Genomic DNA, 17289 nt, shown 5'->3' with positions numbered 1-17289 from the left:
GATAATGGATATGAAAACTCAAGGGATGCCGCTGGATGGGCTCCTGACCGTAGACCGCGATCGTCTCTGGAACAGTCTGATGGAACAGGGAAAGATCGGCGAAACCGACAAAGGCGGGCTCAATCGCCAAGCGCTCACCGACCTGGACCGCCAGGTACGTGAACTCTTTATCAGCTGGGGCAAGGAGGCCGGTTGCGAGGTTTCCATCGACCAGATCGGCAACATCTTTGTACGCCGCCCGGGTGTGGATAACTCGCTGCCGCCGGTGATGACCGGTAGCCACATCGATACCCAGCCCACCGGCGGCAAGTTTGATGGTTGCTTTGGCGTCATGGCTGGCCTGGAATCGATCCGCCGCATGAACGATCTCGGCATCAAAACCCAGGCGCCGGTGGAAGTGGTCGCCTGGACCAACGAAGAGGGCTGCCGTTTTCCGCCCTGCATGATGGGTTCTGGCGTGTTCACCGGTGAGTTTGAGCTGGAGCCGACCCTGGCGATCCGCGATGCCGAGGGCATCTCTGTGGGTGAAGCGCTGACCAAGATCGGCTTCGCCGGCGAAAAGTCGGTACCCGGCCATCAGGTGGGTGCGTACTTTGAGGCTCATATCGAGCAGGGCCCGGTGCTGGAAGATGCCGAGAAAACCATCGGTGTGGTGATCGGCGCCCTCGGCCAGAAGTGGTTTGATCTCAGCATCCAGGGGGTTGAATCCCATGCTGGGCCCACGCCTATGTCACTGCGCCACGATGCGGGCCTGGTGGCGGCTGAGTTGATCACCTTCGTGAACCGCACTGCTTTGGAACACGCACCTCATGGACGCGGGACCGTAGGCTGCCTGGATCTGTTCCCCGGCTCACGTAACGTGATTCCCGGCCAGGTCAACATGACCGTCGACTTCCGCCACCTGGAAGCGGATGCGCTGGATGCCATGGTGAGCGGGCTGAAAGCGAAAATCGCCGAGCTCGAAGCGTTGCATGGCGTTCAGGTTAGCCTGACGCCCACGGCCGATTTTGCGCCGCTCTATTTTGCGGATAACTGCGTTTCCTACGTACGTGATGCGGCAGCAGCGCTGGGCTACGGGCATATGGATATCGTCAGTGGCGCAGGTCATGACGCCATCTTCCTGGCGGAGAAAGCACCCGCCGGGATGATCTTCGTACCCTGCGAGGGCGGTATCAGCCATAACGAGATGGAACGCGCGGACGCCGATGATCTGGCGGCCGGTGCATCGGTGCTGCTGACTGCGCTGGTGAATGCGGCAGGCATTGAGGAGGCCAAATGAGCAACAACGGATACGAAGAGATCGCCGACCTGACAGCTATGGAGCTGGGGCGTCTCTACCGTCTTGGCGAACTCTCTCCGCTGGACGCCACCCGTGCGGCGCTGGCGCGGATTGAAGCCTGCAACAGCGAAGTGAATGCCTATTGCCATGTGGCCGAGGAATCAGCCCTGGAAAGCGCCAAGGCCTCGGAGCAGCGCTGGCTCAAGGGTGAAGCGCTGGGGCCCATCGATGGTGTGCCCTCGTCGATCAAGGATCTGACCAAAGTGGCCGGCATGCCGATCCGCAGCGGCTCCCTGACCAGCACCGATGAGCTGGCCACCGAGGATGCGCCGTTCAGTGCCCGCATGCGCGAGGCCGGCGCCGTGATCCTGGGTAAAACCACTACACCGGAGTTTGGCTGGAAGGGCGTCACCGACAGCCGTGCCACCGGTGTGACCCGCAACCCCTGGGATACCGGAAAAACCGCGGGCGGCTCCTCCGGCGGTGCCGCGGCGGCAGCGGCGCTGAACATGGGGGTGCTACACCAGGGCAGCGATGCCGGCGGTTCTATCCGTATTCCCGGCGGCTTTTGTGGCGTATTCGGTATCAAGCCCACCTTCGGTTACATCCCGCAGTGGCCGGCCAGCGCCATGACGACGCTGTCTCACTTAGGTCCCATGACCCGCACCGTTGAAGACAGCCTGTTGATGATGGATGCGGTGGCGCAGCCGGATCACCGCGACTGGTACTCCGACCGCAAATTTGACGGTTACTGGATCGATATTCTCGACCGCCCGCTGGAAGGGCTGAAGGTCGCCTACAGCCCGACCCTGGGCTACGTGAATGTGGATCCGGGTGTGCGCGCCTGTGTCGACCGGGCGGTGGCCACGCTGATCGAACTGGGTGCCGAGGTGGAAGAGGTGGATCCCGGTTTCAGCGATCCGCTGGAGATGTTCTCCACACTCTGGTTTGCCGGTGCCGGTAAGGTGGTCAGCGGTATGAGCGAGGCGCAGCGGGATCTTCTCGACCCGGGCTTTCGCGCCATCGGAGAACAGGGCATGAAGATCGATATCGTCGATTATATGAAAGCGGTCGATGCGCGAGCTGCCCTGGGCATCAAGATGGGCGAGTTCCATCAGCAGTACGACCTGCTGGTGACGCCGACTCTGCCGATCACCGCCTTCGACGCGGGCCGGGATACCACCGACGACAGTCAGAAATACTGGATGGAGTGGACGCCGTTCTCCTACCCGTTCAACCTGACGCAGCAGCCTGCATCCACCTCACCCTGCGGCCTGGTGGATGGCTTGCCGGTCGGTCTGCAGATCGTTGGCGCCAAGGGCGCTGATGCGCTGGTGCTGAACGCCTGCCGTCGTCTCGAGCGAGCGCTGCCGATGCAGTGGCTGAGCCGCCCGAAAGCGGGATCCAGAGGCTGATACGATGAGTAAAAACCTGCTTGGGCAGATCAGTGATATCGATCTGCGTCTGCTGAAAGTGTTCCGCACCGTGGTGGAGGCGGGGGGATTTGCCCAGGCGGAGGTGGAGCTCAACGTCAGCAGTTCAGCGATCAGTGCCAGCATGGCGGACCTGGAAAAGCGGCTCGGGCTGAGACTCTGTCAGCGCGGCCGCGCCGGCTTTGCCCTCACCGATGAGGGCCGCCAGGCGTACCAGGCGCTGCTGCAGCTGCATACCGCACTGGATGGCTTCCGCACCGAGATCAACTCCATCCATCAGCAGCTCAAGGGGGAGCTGGTGATCGGTATTACCGATAACCTGGTCACCCTGCCGCATATGTCGGTGACACGGGCGCTGGCGGCGCTGAAGGCGCAGGGCCCGGCGGTCAGTATCGATATCCGTATGCTCTCGCCGGGCATCGTCGAACGCGGCGTGGTGGATGGGCAGTTGCATCTGGGGGTTGTGCCCCAGGTGCAAAAGGTTTCCGGGCTGGTGTTCCATCCGCTCTACAGCGAAACCTCGAGCCTGTACTGCAGTGCCGAGCACCCGCTGTTTGCCTGCGACGATGCGGATATCGACTTGGGTCTGTTGGCCCGGCAGGAAGCAGTGGGGCAGAGCTTTGCGCCCAGTCCCGAGATGAAGAAACTGCTGGAACAGCTCAATGTCACGGCCCGGGCATCGGATCGGGAGGGGATCGCCTTTATGATCCTGACCGGCCTCTATCTGGGCTTTCTGCCCGATCATTATGCCGAGCGCTGGGTGCAGTCTGGCCAGATGCGGGCGCTGTGTCCTCGGCAGATGAGCTATGAGATGGAGTACGCGGCGATCACCCGCAAGGGCGTGCGGCCTAATATGGTGCTGGACACCTTTCTGCAAGCGCTGGCGCTCGGCCAGGCTCAGGCATGAGCTTTCCGGTTTAGCGCCTTACCGGGCGCTTCTGCAGTTTGCGCTGCAGGGTGCGGCGGTGCATCCCCAGCGCCCGCGCGGTGGCGGAGATGTTGCCTTCGTGCTCGGTCAGCACCTTCTGGATATGCTCCCACTCCAGCCGGTTTACCGACATGGGATCGGAGCTGATCTGCTGGCCGGCGTCCGCTTCCTGCTGGTTCAGCGCCGCCAGAATCTGATCGGCATCGGCGGGCTTGGGCAGGTAGTTGGTGGCTCCCAGCTTGATCGCATCCACCGCGGTGGCGATGCTGGCGTAGCCGGTGAGGATCAGGATCTTCATCTCCGGGTTGAGCTCTCTCAGCCCGGCAATCAGCTCAAGCCCTGAAGGCCCCTCCATCTTCAGATCGACGCTGGCCAGTGCCGGAGTCTCTTCCCTGGCCTGGATCAGCGCCTCCTCCACATTGCGCGCCACGCTGACATTGAAGCCGCGGCGGGTCAGTGATCGCGCCAGTACCCGAGTGAAAGTGGGGTCGTCATCGACCACCAGGAACTGCTCGCTCACTCTGCCTCCTTGTTATCAGGTGTGACGATATCGGCTTTGGCGATATCGGGTGCCGCGATGGGAAGTCGCACCTCGGTCAGTGTACCGCCTTTGGGGTGGTCGTACAGTCTGACCTCGCCCTCATGCTGGGCCAGGGTGGTGGCAGTCAGGAACAGTCCTATACCCAGCCCCTTGCCCTTGGTGGTGACAAACGGACGCCCCAGGTTGGCGGAGCTGCTCAGCGGTAGTCCAGGCCCCTGGTCGTGAATGCGCAGCCAGATATTGCTCTTGTCCCAGTCCAGCTCGATCTCCAGCGGCTCGTCTGAGGCGTCGGCGGCATTGTTGAGCAGGTTGGTCAGCGCCTGTTTCAGCTGTGGGCTGGTGGCCAGCTGCGGTGCGTTACCTGGTTGCAGGTCGAGACGCTGATAGCGGGCCTGGGGGCGGATGATCTGCCACTCGTCGAGCAGCTCTTCGAGTAGCTGGCTTACGGACATTTTCTGCGTTACATCGGCATCGCGGGCGCTGCGTGCCATCGCCTGCAGCCGGTCAGAGCAGGCTCCCACCTGCTGCTGCAACAGGGCGATATCCTCGGCCGTTTCCGGGTCCTTATGGGTCAGCGCCATATCCTTGAGGATCACGCTCATGGTGGACAGCGGCGTGCCCAGCTCATGGGCGGTGCCGGCGGCAAAGGTGGCCAGAGACACCATCTGCTGGTCACGGATGCGGCGTTCACGCTCCCGGCTCAGGCGCCGTTCCTGCTGGCGCATGGAGTGCTGCATACGGACCAGGAACCAGGTGATCAGCAGGACTGTCAGCAGGAAGTTCATCCACATGCCGATGATATGCAGATCGAACAGGGCGCCAAGGCTGAAATGGTGCTCGGTCTGGGGTGGCAGTACCGGCAGGTAGTAGCGCAGCAGCGAGCTGTAGAACAGCACGACGATCACCGCCATCAGCCAGGTAAAGCGCCCGGAGAGCGTCGCCGCCGAAATCAGCAGCGGTATCAGCAGCAGAAAAATAAACGGGTTGGTCGCACCGCCGGTCTGGTAGATCAGCGCACCGTAAAGAATGGCGTCGGCGCAGAGCTGGGAAAACAGCTCACTTTCGGTGACCGGCCAGTGAGAGTGCAGGCGTGCGTAGGTAAACAGGTTGATCAGCGCCATCATGCCGAGGGTAGCGCAGATCAGCCAGACGTCGACGCCGGCGCCGACTACGTAGATGGCGGCAAGTACCAGGGTGCTGAGACCGAACAGGATCAGCACGCGGGTGTAGGTCAGCTGTAACAGGGTTTCGTGATAACCGGGCATGGTAGGCTTGCTTGATTAAGGATGGGCTATTGTAGCGCTTCGGTCAGCCTCTGCTGATAGGGCAGAATGTCGCATCTAATAATAAAAGTGGATCAAAAAAGAGACATTAAAATTTTTAAGTGATTTTTTTGCCGGTCGATATATTCCATAATAATTAACGGGTAATGTGAGTTCCCCAAAAAAACAGGGATGATCTGCATCCAGGCAGGATGCGTGGACACTATAAAAATACTCTCTGTCGAGGCTTTTTCCGCATGAACATCCGCAGTATCCGAGTAAAAAGCTCTATCCCCAGTGTGCTACTCACTGTAGCTATTCTGATCTCTCTGGTTCTCTCTTCACGCTTGCTTGATCTCCAGCAGCAGGGATATGAGCACCAGACCGGTACTTTTATGCCAGCAATCTCCACAGTATTGAATGCGGATCGTGACCTTTACCAGGCCCGCGAAGCCGAGCTTCAGCAGATCTACGGCCAGGGCGATATGGCGAAACTGGAGGCGGATCGTCAGGAGAATGCCAACCAGGTCAAGGATCGTTTCCAGATATACCGGGAAACCATGGCCGGATATCCGCAGCTGGTGAATAGCTTCAGTGATTTTGACCGTGCCTTCAGTGAGTGGCTGGCTGCTTCCAACCGCGTCGTAGCCAGTGCGGACGCTTCGGCTTCGGAGCTAGCCAGTGCTGAAAAGCAGGCCGGCGAAGCGTTCAGTCGCCTGCGCAGCATCCTCGACAAGGCGGGTGAAGCGGCGCAGGCAACAGCGGTTGAGGAACAAGCCGATATTCAGGAGAGGGTGGAATCAGCGCAGTTGCTGCGTGGAATTGTGATCGCCATTGCCGTGCTGATCGCACTGATCGTCAGCTACCTGGTGCCTAAACGGCTCGCGCGTCAGACTGCGGATCTCACCGCCAGCGTGCGTGATATTGCTGAGGGCGATGGTGACCTGACCGCTCGCGTTGATGCTCGCAGCCATGATGAGCTCGGTGACCTGGGCCGTGAGTTCAACCACTTCCTCGACAAACTGCAGGCGCTGGTGGGCTCTATCATGAGCCAGTCCAACGAATTCGGGCGCCTGATCGAGACACTGTCCGAGTCTTCGGACCGTACCCGTGAAATCACCGGCAGCCTTGGTAACGCCTCCAACTCCATTGTCAGCGCCGTGCATGAGATGAGCCTGGCCAACAAGGAGATGGCAACGGTGGCCAACGGCACCGCCCAGGAAGCCGAAACCTCCACCGAACTGGTGGAAAAAGGCGAAACGGTGCTGGAGCAGACCAACAACCAGATCGCCGAGCTGGCCTCGGAGATGGAGCAGGCACGTTCCCGTTCCGATGAGCTGGAGAAGGAGTCCAACGAGATCGCCTCCGTGGTCGACGTCATCGGCGATATTGCCGAGCAGACCAACCTGCTGGCGCTGAATGCGGCGATCGAAGCGGCCCGCGCCGGTGAACAGGGACGCGGCTTTGCGGTGGTGGCCGACGAGGTGAGGGTGCTGGCTACCCGTACCCAGGAGAGCACCGGCCGTATCCAGGGGATGATTGAGCGGCTGCAGAAAAGCGTCGCCGAATCGGTGAAGGTGATCGATGCAGGCAAGGCCTCTGCGGATGATTCCATGATCAGCCTGGGCGAGCTGAACCAGATGTTCGGTTCTCTGCGCGAGTCCTTTACCCGTGTCAGCGACCTGTCGGTACAGACCGCCCAGGCCACAGAGGAGCAGAGCGCCGTATCCGATGAGATCGGCCAGAATCTCTCCTCGCTTAATGACCAGACCGCCTCCGCTGCAGAGGTGGCCGAGGCAAACGAGGCGCTGGCGGCGGATATCAACCGCCTGTCGCAGCAGCTCTCCGAGCTCGTCGGGCGTTTCAAGGTCTGATCGATTGTCGTACGGCTTCTGATCGGCGAGAATAACGCCTTTTCGAATCCAGGCTGCCGGATTATCCGGCAGCCGCCCTGAAAGCTGGAAATTCCCTACCCATGTCTCAGAACGTTCAGCAGGAAGTGGCCAAGCGCCGCACCTTCGCGATCATCTCCCACCCCGACGCCGGTAAGACCACCATCACCGAGAAGCTGCTGTTGATCGGACAGCTGATTCAGGTGGCGGGCACCGTGAAAGGGCGGGGCAGTGACCGGCACGCCACCTCCGACTGGATGAGCATGGAGCAGGAGCGTGGTATCTCCATCACCTCCTCCGTGATGCAGTTCCCTTACAAAGACCGGACCGTTAACCTGCTCGATACCCCGGGGCACGAGGACTTCTCCGAGGATACCTACCGCACCCTGACCGCGGTGGACTCCGCGCTGATGGTGGTGGACGGCGCCAAGGGTGTCGAGGAACGGACCATCAAGCTGATGGAGGTCTGCCGTCTGCGCGACACGCCGATCTTCTCTTTCGTCAACAAGCTGGACCGCGATATCCGTGATCCCATCGAGCTGCTCGACGAGATCGAAGAGGTGTTGAAGATCGAGGCGGCGCCGATCAACTGGCCGATCGCTTCCGGCAAGCGCTTCAAGGGCGTGTACAACCTCTACACCGATACCCTGCATCTGTTCACCCCGGGCATGGGTCACACCCTGGCTGAAGAAAAACTGATCAAAGGGCTGGACTCCGACGAGGCTAAGGCTCTGCTGGACGATGAGTACGACGAGTTTGTCGATGAGATCGAGCTGGTGCGCGGCGCTACCCACGAGTGGGATCAGGATGCGTACATGGCGGGCAAGCAGACGCCGGTCTACTTCGGTACCGCACTGGGTAACTTCGGTGTGCGCGAAATGCTCGACGACTTCGTTGACTGGGCGCCAGCGCCTCCGGCTCGCAGCACCGAAACCCGAGATGTGGAAGCCACCGAAGAGAAGTTTTCCGGTTTCGTCTTCAAGATCCAGGCGAACATGGATCCCAAGCACCGCGACCGTATCGCCTTCATGCGTATCTGCTCCGGTGCATACAGCCGCGGCATGAAAATGAAGCACGTGCGTATCGGCAAGGATGTAAAGATCGCCGATGCGGTGACCTTCCTCGCTGGCGACCGTGAGAACGTGGATACCGCCTGGTCTGGCGATATTATCGGTCTGCACAACCACGGCACCATCCAGATCGGCGATACCTTCACCGAGGGCGAGCAGCTTAAGTTCACCGGTATTCCTCACTTTGCGCCGGAGATGTTCCGTCGTGTGCGTCCCACCGATCCGCTTAAGATGAAGCAGTTGCAGAAAGGTCTGCAGCAGCTGTCCGAAGAGGGCGCGGTGCAGCTGTTCCAGCCGATGAAGAACAACGACCTGATTCTCGGCGCCGTAGGTCAGCTGCAGTTTGAAGTGGTGGTGTTCCGCCTTAAGGACGAGTACAAGGTGGAGTGCGTCTACGAAGGGATCAGCGTGGCTACAGCGCGCTGGGTTGAGTGCAAAGATAACAAGATGCTCGATGAGTTTGAGCGCAAGGCCTACGACAACCTGGCGTATGACGGTTCAGGTCTGCTGACTTACCTGGCGCCGACCCGCGTTAACCTGTCGCTGACCGAAGAGCGCTGGCCGGATATCGCCTTCCGCGCCACCCGGGAGCACTGATCCCGCTCTTTGCCTTCACTCGGGCCGTCTTTTCTGGACGGCCCGCATCTCCATCTGTGCCATACTGCGGTCCATGCTGATCGATTCTCACTGCCACCTGGATTTTCCCGTTTTCGACGCCCGTCGCGAGCAGGTGGTCGAGTCTGCCCGGCAGGCAGGCATCGGTGCCATAGTCGTACCCGGCGTCACCGCTGAACATTGGCAGCGCTGCCTTGATCTCAGTACCAGGGGTGCTGAAGGCGTCTCGCTCTATCCCGCGCTGGGGCTGCATCCCTGCTTTATGGACCAGCATCGCCCGGTGGATATCGAGCGCCTGGCCAGCGAAGTTGAATCGCACCGTGAAGCGCTGGTGGCGATCGGTGAGATCGGCCTGGATTTCCAAATCGACGGTTTCGACCCCGAGGCGCAGACCGAACTGCTGGTAGCCCAGCTGAAGATCGCTAAAGCCGCCAACCTGCCGGTGCTGCTGCATGTGCGCAAGGCGCATGATCAGATGCTGAAACAGCTGCGCCGTTTCGCGTTACCGCGGGCGGGCATTGTTCATGCCTTCTCCGGTAGTGAACAGCAGGCGCAGGAGTACCTGAAACTGGGCTTCAAGCTCGGTTTCGGCGGTGCGATCAGCTACAGCCGGGCCACCAAACTGCGCCGTCTGGCCGCTGAATTGCCTTTGACCTCAATAGTGCTGGAAACCGATGCACCCGATATGGCGCTGAGTGACTGGCGCGATGCGCCCAATGAACCGATGCGGGTGGCGGATGTGGCAGGGATTATCGCTCAGCTGCGCGGGATCTCTGTGGAGGAGGTGGCTGAAACCACCTCCCGCACAGTGCTTGAGCTGCTTGAGCTGCTTGAGCCCAAGCGTTGAGCCCGTGTGACTTGGTCCTCAGTCTTCGTAGATCGAGTCGTGAGCTTCTTGCAGTACGTCCCAGACCAGGTCGGTCTGCTCGTTAATCGGCAGGCGAATATAACGGCCGTTTTCATCCACCGGTGAGGCCTTGTAGCTGCCATCCGGCGGATTGATCATCATCCGGGTCAGGTTGAGCGGATAGTTCGGGCCCTTGAGGTCAGTGCCGTAGGCGCGCTCGATTTTTGGGGCCAGATGCTGGGCCGAGGCGATCGGAATCAGGTCGCGGCATTCGCGTGTCAGGCCACGGCAGAGCATCAGCTTTTCGCTGTCCAGGGTGTAAAACTGATCCACGGTCGGGTCCTGCTTGAGGAAATCCCCACCGCAGCCGGCCAGTGAAAGAGTGATCAGGCCTGCCGTCAGTGCGGTTCTTGTCTTGCTTCCGATGCGCATCAGCTCAAGTCCTTGTAAGGGTTATCCATATCCAGGCTGATCGGGTTGCTGTAACCCGGCAGCTCGATTTGATGTTCACTGATCTTCAGGTCTTCGCCGGTGAGCACCTGGTGATCGTAAAGGTAGGTTGGGCGAACCAGGCCGCGTGTGGCGTTCAGATCGTACTCTGCCGCTTTTTCGCGGGTTTCCTCGCGGCGTTTGCGCCAGTCGGTCATGGCGCTTTCGCCGTGACGGCGGGTCAGCAGCTGCTCGGTGATCTGCGGCGAGAACAGGGTGGCCGTGGCGTTGTTGCCGCCAAACCCCTTGGCGTTGATCAGCACGGAATCCATGCTGTCGCTGCCGCTCTCCAGATGCTGCAGCGGAATGTGCAGGCGTGTCTGATGCACATCCTCGGCGATCGCCTTGGTGGTGGTCAGGCCCGGAATGATGCCATAGCGCCAGAGGCCCAGCGCCGTGGCGATCTGGTCGCCGCCGGCGGTGCCCTGGGAGTGACCGATAAACGCCTTGACCGCGGATACCGTCCAGTCGGAGATATCGAACGCCTGGGCGATTTCATTGATCACGTGGGATTCGGTGACCCGGTTCTGCGGCGTGCTGGTGCCGTGGGCCTGCACATAGCTGCGCTGGCGCAGGGAGTCTTCGCCGAGCATGCTGCGAATCAGCGATGCAGATTTGCCCAGCGTCATGTAGTTGCCGATGCCGGGTGCGGAGATCGACTTCTTGTGGCCGTCGGCATGGACGTAAACGTCCGGCACGCAGCCGTGGATATCGGCGCCGAGCTCCAGCGCCAGATCGTCGCTCATCAACACCAGAAACTGGCTGGATTCGCCGATGGTGAAACCGCAGTTCTCGCCGAACGGGCGGCAGGCCAGGCGGTAATGTTCTTCGCTGAGCTGGTCGAGACCATCAAGAGCCGCCAGCTGACGATCTTCCGCCAGTGCGCCCATGGCGCGGAAGCCTTCGATGATCTCCGGGGTTACCGGCGCATCGGATCCGCCGATCATCGCCAGCTTGCACTGGCCGCTGCGGATCGCCTCGACACCGTTCTTCAGGTTGTAGAGGAAGGTGGCGCAGGCGCCGAGCGCACCGCCGGTGGTGCCCACGTTGCCCAGCAGGTAAGCGTTGATAAAGTCGGCAGGCATCTGGGCATAGCCCAGCGGCATCTGCTTGGAGGTGGTGCGTTTGCCCAGGCCCGGGAATTTGGTCAGGCCGCCGAAGCCGAGGTCGTCCATCTGGCCGATGGAGTTGCTGGCGAACACTGCGACCTGATCCGGAGCCAGGTGGCTCATGATCTCTTCAAAGCCGATACCCACTGAACTCAGCGCATCGGATGCGGCGTAGACGGCCATCTGCAGTCCGCGCGGATGGTTGCGTGACTGGTACAGGGTGCCCGGATGAAAACCGGTCGGCAGCATGCCGGCGCTCTGTACCTGGGCCTCGCGGGTGTCGGGGAAGATCAGGCTGCACTGACCGCTGACACGGACCTGTGCCTGGCCGCCTTCAAGCTCGGTGACCTCCCAGTTATCTGGCAGGGTGGCGGGCAGGTGGCGGCGGCGCAGCTGGAACGTCAGGACATCGTCTTCGCCGCGGATATCGGCGGGGCGGTTGAAAGTGACCGCGTTGACGTCAAACCAGTCGGGGTGGATGCGACGGATCAGGGTGTTGTCCATCACGGCCGGTTCCACCGCTTTCGCCAGCTCAGCTTCGCTGACCCGCTGGCCGTCGGCGTTGAGGTAACTGCCGTCCTCGAAACTGGCCAGGCCCATCAGTGTGGCGAGGCCGATGACCGTTTCCTGTCGCGTCTCAGGGTCGAGCTTGTCCATGATCAGGCGGCGATAGCCATGATGGAAAGACGCTCTTCCGGCCGGGCTGATACCACCGAAGCCGACTATGACGGGAAGATGGGGCAAGGGGAACTCCTCGGGCTGTCACGCGATAGAATAATACTAATTAAGTCTGTGGATATTTTATCGGGACTCAAGGCTCTAGGCCAGTGCACACGGGTGCGCTTTGGGCCAGTCTGGGGCGAGAGAGCCTGCAACTTCGGTATAGCTTGTGTTTGTTTGTCGGGTTGTTCACTTTTTTCATGCGCCGTTAAGCTATGCTGGGCTAAATAGAATTGGAAGTTAAATTAGTGTTTGAATGTTAGGCAGCGGAAGGAACCGCACGGACGTTTACCGGTCTGCAACAGGATGTTTTCTGGAATGACTGTAGGAGCAATACAATGATTTATAAAGCAACTGCGGTATCGATCCTGTCTCTTGCCCTGCTGGGAGGGTGCACCACGCTGGACCCCTACACCCAGGAGAGCAAGACTTCTCAGGCCACCAAGGGAGCCGGTATTGGCGCCCTGGGTGGAGCGATACTGGGCGCGGTGATCGCTGATGACAGTGAAGGTGCGCTCGCGGGCGCAGCGCTTGGTACGGCCATTGGCGGCGGCATCGGTTATTACCAGGACCAGCAGGAGATGCGTCTGCGCCAGGAACTTGAAGGCACAGGCGTAAGGGTTGAGCGTATGGGCGACGATATCCGCCTGGTGATGCCTGGCAATATTACCTTTGCTACCGACAGCACGCGGATCGATTCCGGTTTCTACCCGGTGCTGGACTCCGTGGCCAAGGTGTTGATGAAGTTCAACAAGACCCAGGTGGATGTGGAAGGCTATACCGATTCCACCGGTAGTGCAGACTACAACCAGCAGCTGTCAGAGCGTCGTGCCGAATCTGTGGCGCAGTACCTGATGTCAGTGGGCGTGGATCGACTGCGTCTGAATGCGCGTGGTTACGGTGAGCGTAACCCGATCGCAGACAACGGCAGTGCATCCGGCCGTGCCATCAACCGTCGTGTTGAAGTGCGTATCCGCGGTACCCAGCGCTGATGCAGAGACAGCACTCATCGCCCGATGAGTGCTGAACGATCGCCCTTGGGTGTAAAAGTCAGCCGCTAAAGCTAGCTGCTGAAGCGAAGCACCTGGGGGCGGCGTGCGAAGGTTGCAATAAAGTTTTCCTCCAACGCGATCAATGCGCCGCAGTCCAGTGTTCCCTTGCCCGCAATCAGAATAGGGTAGGGCTTACCGCCGAACAGTCCCCTCAGGGGCTGGTTATCCACATGACCGATGCAGAGCTGCCCGAGGCAGCCGCCCGCCGCCAGTGCCGCCGCCAGTTTCAGTGACAGCACGATATGGCCGTTGGGGGCGTTTTTCAGCAGGCGAAAACCGCTGTCCACATCTGGACCCACATACTCCTTGTAGGCCTCGCCGGCTTCGGTAGCTGAGGGGATCTCAAGAATCTCTATCTCTATGTTCTGCGTGCCGATCGGTGCGGCCCAGGCGCCGCCGCGCAGGTAAAGTCCGTGTAGATCGGCAAGGCGCGCATTGTAGTCCGCCACCATGGCGGCAAAGGCCTCGACGATGCCGAGCGCTTCCGCGGCGTTGCGGGGTTCTGCCAGGAAAATGATCTCGTCGCCGGCGACGCGCCAGACGCGCAGTGCGGGTAGATCATCGTATTCGATAAAGGCCAGGGCAAGCTTGCCCATCAGTACGGCGGGGGCTTCGCGGAAAAAAGCGGTGAAAGGGAGTAGCCACTCCGGTGTGGTGTCGCCGGCGCTATGCGCCTCTTTGTAGGCGGTGGCGCCGGCAATGTCGGCCGACAACAGTAACAGCGTTCTTGCCTTCATGGTGAACTCCCACCTGGAACGCCGGGGTCGTCGGCGTCTCACGTTAAATGGCCGCGCTCTCCTCAAGCCGGTCAAACATGCCCAGCAGTTTCTTCAGGCGATCTTCAGCCTCGTTTTGCTCCGCTTTCAGGCCATCACGCACTTCGCGCAGTTCGCTGATCTCCAGGCGCAGGGTTTCCACTTCCTCGATCAGAGAATCCAGTTTGTTTTCCAGTTCGGAAAAGATCTCGTTTGACATCAAAAACACTCCCATCAGTAACACGCAGCAATAGTCCGGAGCGCAGACTAAGAGGGGGGAGGTCGGGTGTCAATCGGGTTCTAGTATGCTGTGAACAAGTATATAGCGTCTCTGCCTCGCCTGTTCATATCCTGACTATTGTTGAACTGTCTCTGCACTACCTCAGTACAGCAATATCGTCACTCTGGATGTTGTGGCTGAGGCTGTCGCCGACGATACGACCGCGAGCGAAACCGGGCTGCACCGACTCGATTTTCAGCGTGACCTGAGTGTCGTTTAGCTCCGAGTAGGTACGCATCTGATCGTCGTAGAAGGTCATCCGGCGCAGTATCGTGAAGTTATCGTCTTTTTCGACGCCCTGGGTGCTGCCGGCCTCGATCCAGATCTGGTCGCCACTGGTACGGCTGATGCGGGCTGCCAGCGGCTCGCAGCGCAGGCGTTCATCCAGCCAGTTGGAGGTGTCGGCTATCAGCGCCTGAACCTGCTGGCCGTAATCCTGCTGCCAGAACGCGGCGCTGGCAAAACCTGTGCGCTCTTCACGCGGGCGGGTCCAGCGGCCCTGAGTGGTGAACAGCCTGCGATCGAGCAGCTGGCCGCTGAGCCCGTCATAGATAAACAGCTCCAGTGCCAGGTTGCGCAGGTGGCGTTTGGCCTTGTAGTCGGCTTCGTTATACAGGTCGACGATAATATTGGGCTCGGACGGACCCACCGGCGTACGCATCGACATATCGCGGATTACGCCGGAGATAATGAACTGAGCCTTGAGTGGTTCGCCGCTGCTCTGCAGTGCATTGCTGAGGCCACCGTCGGGCAGCTGATTGGTCGGGGCGGTGGCTACGTCCCTGATCAGGTTGCTGCGGCTGAAGTCCAGCGGTTCGATGGCGCTGCTCTGCTGCAGTCCCTGGGCGAGCAGGCTTGGCAGGCGTGACTGGATCTCGCCAAGGGCTCCGGTACTGGCCTGGCGAGGCTCGCTGAGAGGGAACAGGGTCAGTGCCACGCGCTTGCGATGATCGAGGGCGCCGGGTGAAGGGCAGGAAGCGTTTTCCATCACATCGGCGCTGATTCGCACGATCAGCATCTTGTTCTCGATCCGCTCATCCAGCACCTCCACGTTGCTGACCGTGCCGAAGGTCTGGAGCTTCATGTCGTCAATTTCAAGCACGCCATCGCGGATCTCCTGGGTGGTGGAGATATAGGCTGCCGCCTGCAGAGACGCCGCCTGGCGGGCATCGGCGATCGCCTGTTTGCGGGCCGAAGTGATATCGCCGTTGACCACCAGGGCGCGCCCTTCGGCTTCGACCGGGATGGCCTGGGCAGGCAGGGCGATGGCCAGTGTCATAAGAACCAGCAGATGGCGAAGAATACTCAACATAGACCGAGGCTGACCGATACAAGTAGTGACAGGACTTGCGAGAATGTAGCATAGAGCTGTTTCGGATAGGAATGTCGCGCCCCCGGGCTGAGCGTGTTAAGAGCGCGGGCGCGAAGAGCAAGGGTTTAAACAGGAAAGGTAACTCGCCGATGATCTCGCCGATAAACAGGGTGACAGGTGCAACAGCAGCATTGATGCTGACTCTGCTTGCGGGCTGCGCATCGCAGGAAGGCGCGCTGGAGCCTGTGCAGGTGGAGCGCTTTGGTCCCGAGGCTTTGTCCCAGATTGAATCGGTGGTCAATCCCGGTGCCGAAAGTGGTCGTGTAGGACGTACGGCGGCGCTGGCCCAGGTCGGCGAGGCCGATGGCGCGATGGATCCGGTCAGTGAAGCAGTGCAGCAGATGGCGGGGCAACTGGTATCGGGGCTGGATGAAAACCGTATCCGGCGGCTGCCGATGGCGGTACTCAAATTTCATAACCTGATGCAGCGCGACCAGGTGGGGCCGATGGGGGAGCGTCTCAGCGACAGCTTCATCTTTCAGATGGAGCACCTGGGCTACAACCTGGTGGATTATCGCGCCGTCAGCCTGACCACCACCGCCAAGCCGGAGCTGGACCCGGCATCGCTGTCGCTGTTGCGGCACTCGCATCGGATCTACTTTGTACTCACAGGCACCTATGCGCGCCAGCCAAATGGTCTGGTCATCAACGCGAGGGTTCTGGATACCACGACGCGGCAGGTGCTCGCCTCGGGGCAGACCCATATCTCCAACGAACGGCTGGAAGGGCAGTGGCCCGGCTATGACCCGCTGCAGGCGTTGCAATCCGGTATGATTATCGAAAACAGACAGGGCCCGGTGGGCCTAGACCGCTGAGCCAGGCAGGAACCGAACCGTGAAGAGACTCAATATCCTATTCGCTCTGTGCACCGTGGTGCTGCTGAGTGGCTGCGAAACCATCGCCCAGGGCTTCTCCGATACGGTGGATGCGATGCCGGATGTGGATCATACGCCGCGGATCGAAAAGGCGGCCCAGCCACACTGGGTCAGTGCCACCGGCTACGCACCGATCAGCCTGCAGCCAGGGCAAACGCCACAGCAGAAAGTACTGATGGCGATGCGGGCATCAAAGCTGCGCGCTTATCAGGAGCTGGCTGGCGTGATTCATGGCCAGTACCTGTACGGCACTACCCAGGTGAACGACATGGTGGTGAGTAATGACCGCTTTAAAACCGCGGTGGCGGGCATCGTGCGTGGCGCCCGGGTGGTGAAATCCTACCCGGTACAGGATGATACCTACGCCACGGTGCTTGAGGTGGATATGAACCAGGTGCAGCGCGCCTGGGTACGCGCCGCCGAGTAAGGCTTACCTTTCCTGATTCATTTCTCCTGGCTTTTCTCGAAGGCAGCCAGCTGTTCTGCGGTTGCCTCCTGCTGATATTTCTTCTTCCAGTCGCTGTACGGCTCGCCATACACCAGTTCGCGGGCCTGCTCGTAGTCCACTGATTCACCGCGCTCCTCGGCAGCGGCGGAGTACCACTTGGACAGGCAGTTGCGGCAGAATCCGGCCAGGTTCATCAGGTCGATGTTCTGTACATCCTTGCGCTCATCCAGGTGCTGCAGCAGGCGGCGGAATACGGCGGCTTCGATTTCGGTACGTTTTGCTTCGTTCATTCTGTTATCCCGTTACTGGCTAGCTTGTTTCT

Annotated in this window: 17 protein-coding genes; 9 read left to right on the top strand and 8 right to left on the bottom strand. The window is 60.3% G+C overall.

Annotated features, from left to right (window positions below; all coding sequences use genetic code 11):
• Positions 1-4: 4 nt before the first annotated feature.
• Genes C4S72_RS14220 through C4S72_RS14210 form a run of 3 tightly spaced genes read left to right on the top strand, consistent with a single transcriptional unit; the run spans position 5 to position 3619 of the window.
• Positions 5-1279, top strand: a complete 1275-nt coding sequence (locus C4S72_RS14220) for a Zn-dependent hydrolase (RefSeq protein ID WP_235009149.1) — start codon at positions 5-7, stop codon at positions 1277-1279.
• Positions 1276-2694, top strand: coding sequence for an amidase (locus C4S72_RS14215; RefSeq protein WP_104003798.1), 1419 nt, complete (start codon positions 1276-1278; stop codon positions 2692-2694). The genes C4S72_RS14220 and C4S72_RS14215 overlap by 4 nt, the downstream gene beginning before the upstream one ends.
• Positions 2695-2698: 4 nt before the next feature.
• Positions 2699-3619, top strand: coding sequence for a LysR family transcriptional regulator (locus tag C4S72_RS14210; protein ID WP_104003797.1), 921 nt, complete (start codon positions 2699-2701; stop codon positions 3617-3619).
• 10 nt (positions 3620-3629) lie between these two features.
• Here the strand turns inward: C4S72_RS14210 and C4S72_RS14205 are convergent, their stop codons facing one another.
• Both C4S72_RS14205 and C4S72_RS14200 read right to left on the bottom strand, forming a co-directional pair.
• On the bottom strand, positions 3630-4160 hold the full coding sequence (locus tag C4S72_RS14205) for a response regulator transcription factor (RefSeq protein WP_104003796.1): 531 nt from the start codon (positions 4158-4160) through the stop codon (positions 3630-3632).
• Complete coding sequence (locus tag C4S72_RS14200) at positions 4157-5446, bottom strand: ATP-binding protein (RefSeq protein WP_104003795.1); 1290 nt, start codon at positions 5444-5446, stop codon at positions 4157-4159. The genes C4S72_RS14205 and C4S72_RS14200 overlap by 4 nt, the downstream gene beginning before the upstream one ends.
• Before the next feature lie 254 nt (positions 5447-5700).
• Between C4S72_RS14200 and C4S72_RS14195 the strand changes: the two genes are divergently transcribed.
• The 3 genes from C4S72_RS14195 (at position 5701) to C4S72_RS14185 (ending at position 9867) form a co-directional block, all read left to right on the top strand.
• Positions 5701-7317, top strand: coding sequence for a methyl-accepting chemotaxis protein (locus C4S72_RS14195; protein WP_104003794.1), 1617 nt, complete (start codon positions 5701-5703; stop codon positions 7315-7317).
• 101 nt (positions 7318-7418) lie between these two features.
• Complete coding sequence (locus C4S72_RS14190; protein ID WP_104003793.1) at positions 7419-9002, top strand: peptide chain release factor 3; 1584 nt, start codon at positions 7419-7421, stop codon at positions 9000-9002.
• Positions 9003-9075: 73 nt separating this feature from the next.
• Positions 9076-9867 carry a TatD family hydrolase gene (locus tag C4S72_RS14185; RefSeq protein WP_104003792.1) on the top strand — a complete coding sequence of 264 codons (792 nt, stop codon included), beginning with the start codon at positions 9076-9078 and terminating at the stop codon, positions 9865-9867.
• 18 nt (positions 9868-9885) lie between these two features.
• Here C4S72_RS14185 and C4S72_RS14180 read toward each other — a convergent pair whose 3' ends face one another.
• On the bottom strand, positions 9886-10299 hold the full coding sequence (locus tag C4S72_RS14180) for a hypothetical protein (protein ID WP_104003791.1): 414 nt from the start codon (positions 10297-10299) through the stop codon (positions 9886-9888).
• Positions 10299-12209: a beta-ketoacyl synthase gene (locus C4S72_RS14175; protein WP_104003790.1), complete on the bottom strand. Its 1911-nt coding sequence runs from the start codon at positions 12207-12209 to the stop codon at positions 10299-10301. Before C4S72_RS14175 ends, C4S72_RS14180 begins: the two co-directional genes overlap by 1 nt.
• 314 nt (positions 12210-12523) lie before the next feature.
• Between C4S72_RS14175 and C4S72_RS14170 the strand changes: the two genes are divergently transcribed.
• Positions 12524-13177, top strand: a complete 654-nt coding sequence (locus tag C4S72_RS14170) for an OmpA family protein (RefSeq protein ID WP_104003789.1) — start codon at positions 12524-12526, stop codon at positions 13175-13177.
• A 71-nt stretch (positions 13178-13248) separates the two neighbouring features.
• Here C4S72_RS14170 and C4S72_RS14165 read toward each other — a convergent pair whose 3' ends face one another.
• From C4S72_RS14165 to C4S72_RS14155, 3 genes are all read right to left on the bottom strand, one after another.
• The gene (locus C4S72_RS14165; RefSeq protein ID WP_104003788.1) at positions 13249-13974 is read right to left on the bottom strand and encodes a hypothetical protein; all 726 of its coding nucleotides are present in this window, start codon (positions 13972-13974) and stop codon (positions 13249-13251) included.
• 43 nt (positions 13975-14017) lie between these two features.
• Positions 14018-14212: a cell division protein ZapB gene (zapB, locus tag C4S72_RS14160; RefSeq protein ID WP_104003787.1), complete on the bottom strand. Its 195-nt coding sequence runs from the start codon at positions 14210-14212 to the stop codon at positions 14018-14020.
• 157 nt (positions 14213-14369) lie between these two features.
• The gene (locus C4S72_RS14155) at positions 14370-15584 is read right to left on the bottom strand and encodes a flagellar assembly protein T N-terminal domain-containing protein (RefSeq protein ID WP_104003786.1); all 1215 of its coding nucleotides are present in this window, start codon (positions 15582-15584) and stop codon (positions 14370-14372) included.
• A gap of 194 nt (positions 15585-15778) precedes the next feature.
• On the opposite strand from C4S72_RS14155, the gene C4S72_RS14150 reads away from it, so the two are divergent.
• Positions 15779-16459, top strand: a complete 681-nt coding sequence (locus C4S72_RS14150; RefSeq protein WP_235009148.1) for a FlgO family outer membrane protein — start codon at positions 15779-15781, stop codon at positions 16457-16459.
• Between the two features lie 19 nt (positions 16460-16478).
• Complete coding sequence (locus C4S72_RS14145; protein ID WP_104003784.1) at positions 16479-16946, top strand: LPP20 family lipoprotein; 468 nt, start codon at positions 16479-16481, stop codon at positions 16944-16946.
• Positions 16947-16963: 17 nt separating this feature from the next.
• Here the strand turns inward: C4S72_RS14145 and C4S72_RS14140 are convergent, their stop codons facing one another.
• Positions 16964-17257, bottom strand: coding sequence for a DUF1244 domain-containing protein (locus tag C4S72_RS14140; protein WP_104003783.1), 294 nt, complete (start codon positions 17255-17257; stop codon positions 16964-16966).
• Between the last annotated feature and the right edge of the window lie 32 nt (positions 17258-17289).

Source organism: Marinobacterium lutimaris, from assembly GCF_900108065.1.
Classification (GTDB): domain Bacteria; phylum Pseudomonadota; class Gammaproteobacteria; order Pseudomonadales; family Balneatricaceae; genus Marinobacterium_D; species Marinobacterium_D lutimaris.
This window is presented reverse-complemented; position numbering and strand designations above follow the sequence as displayed.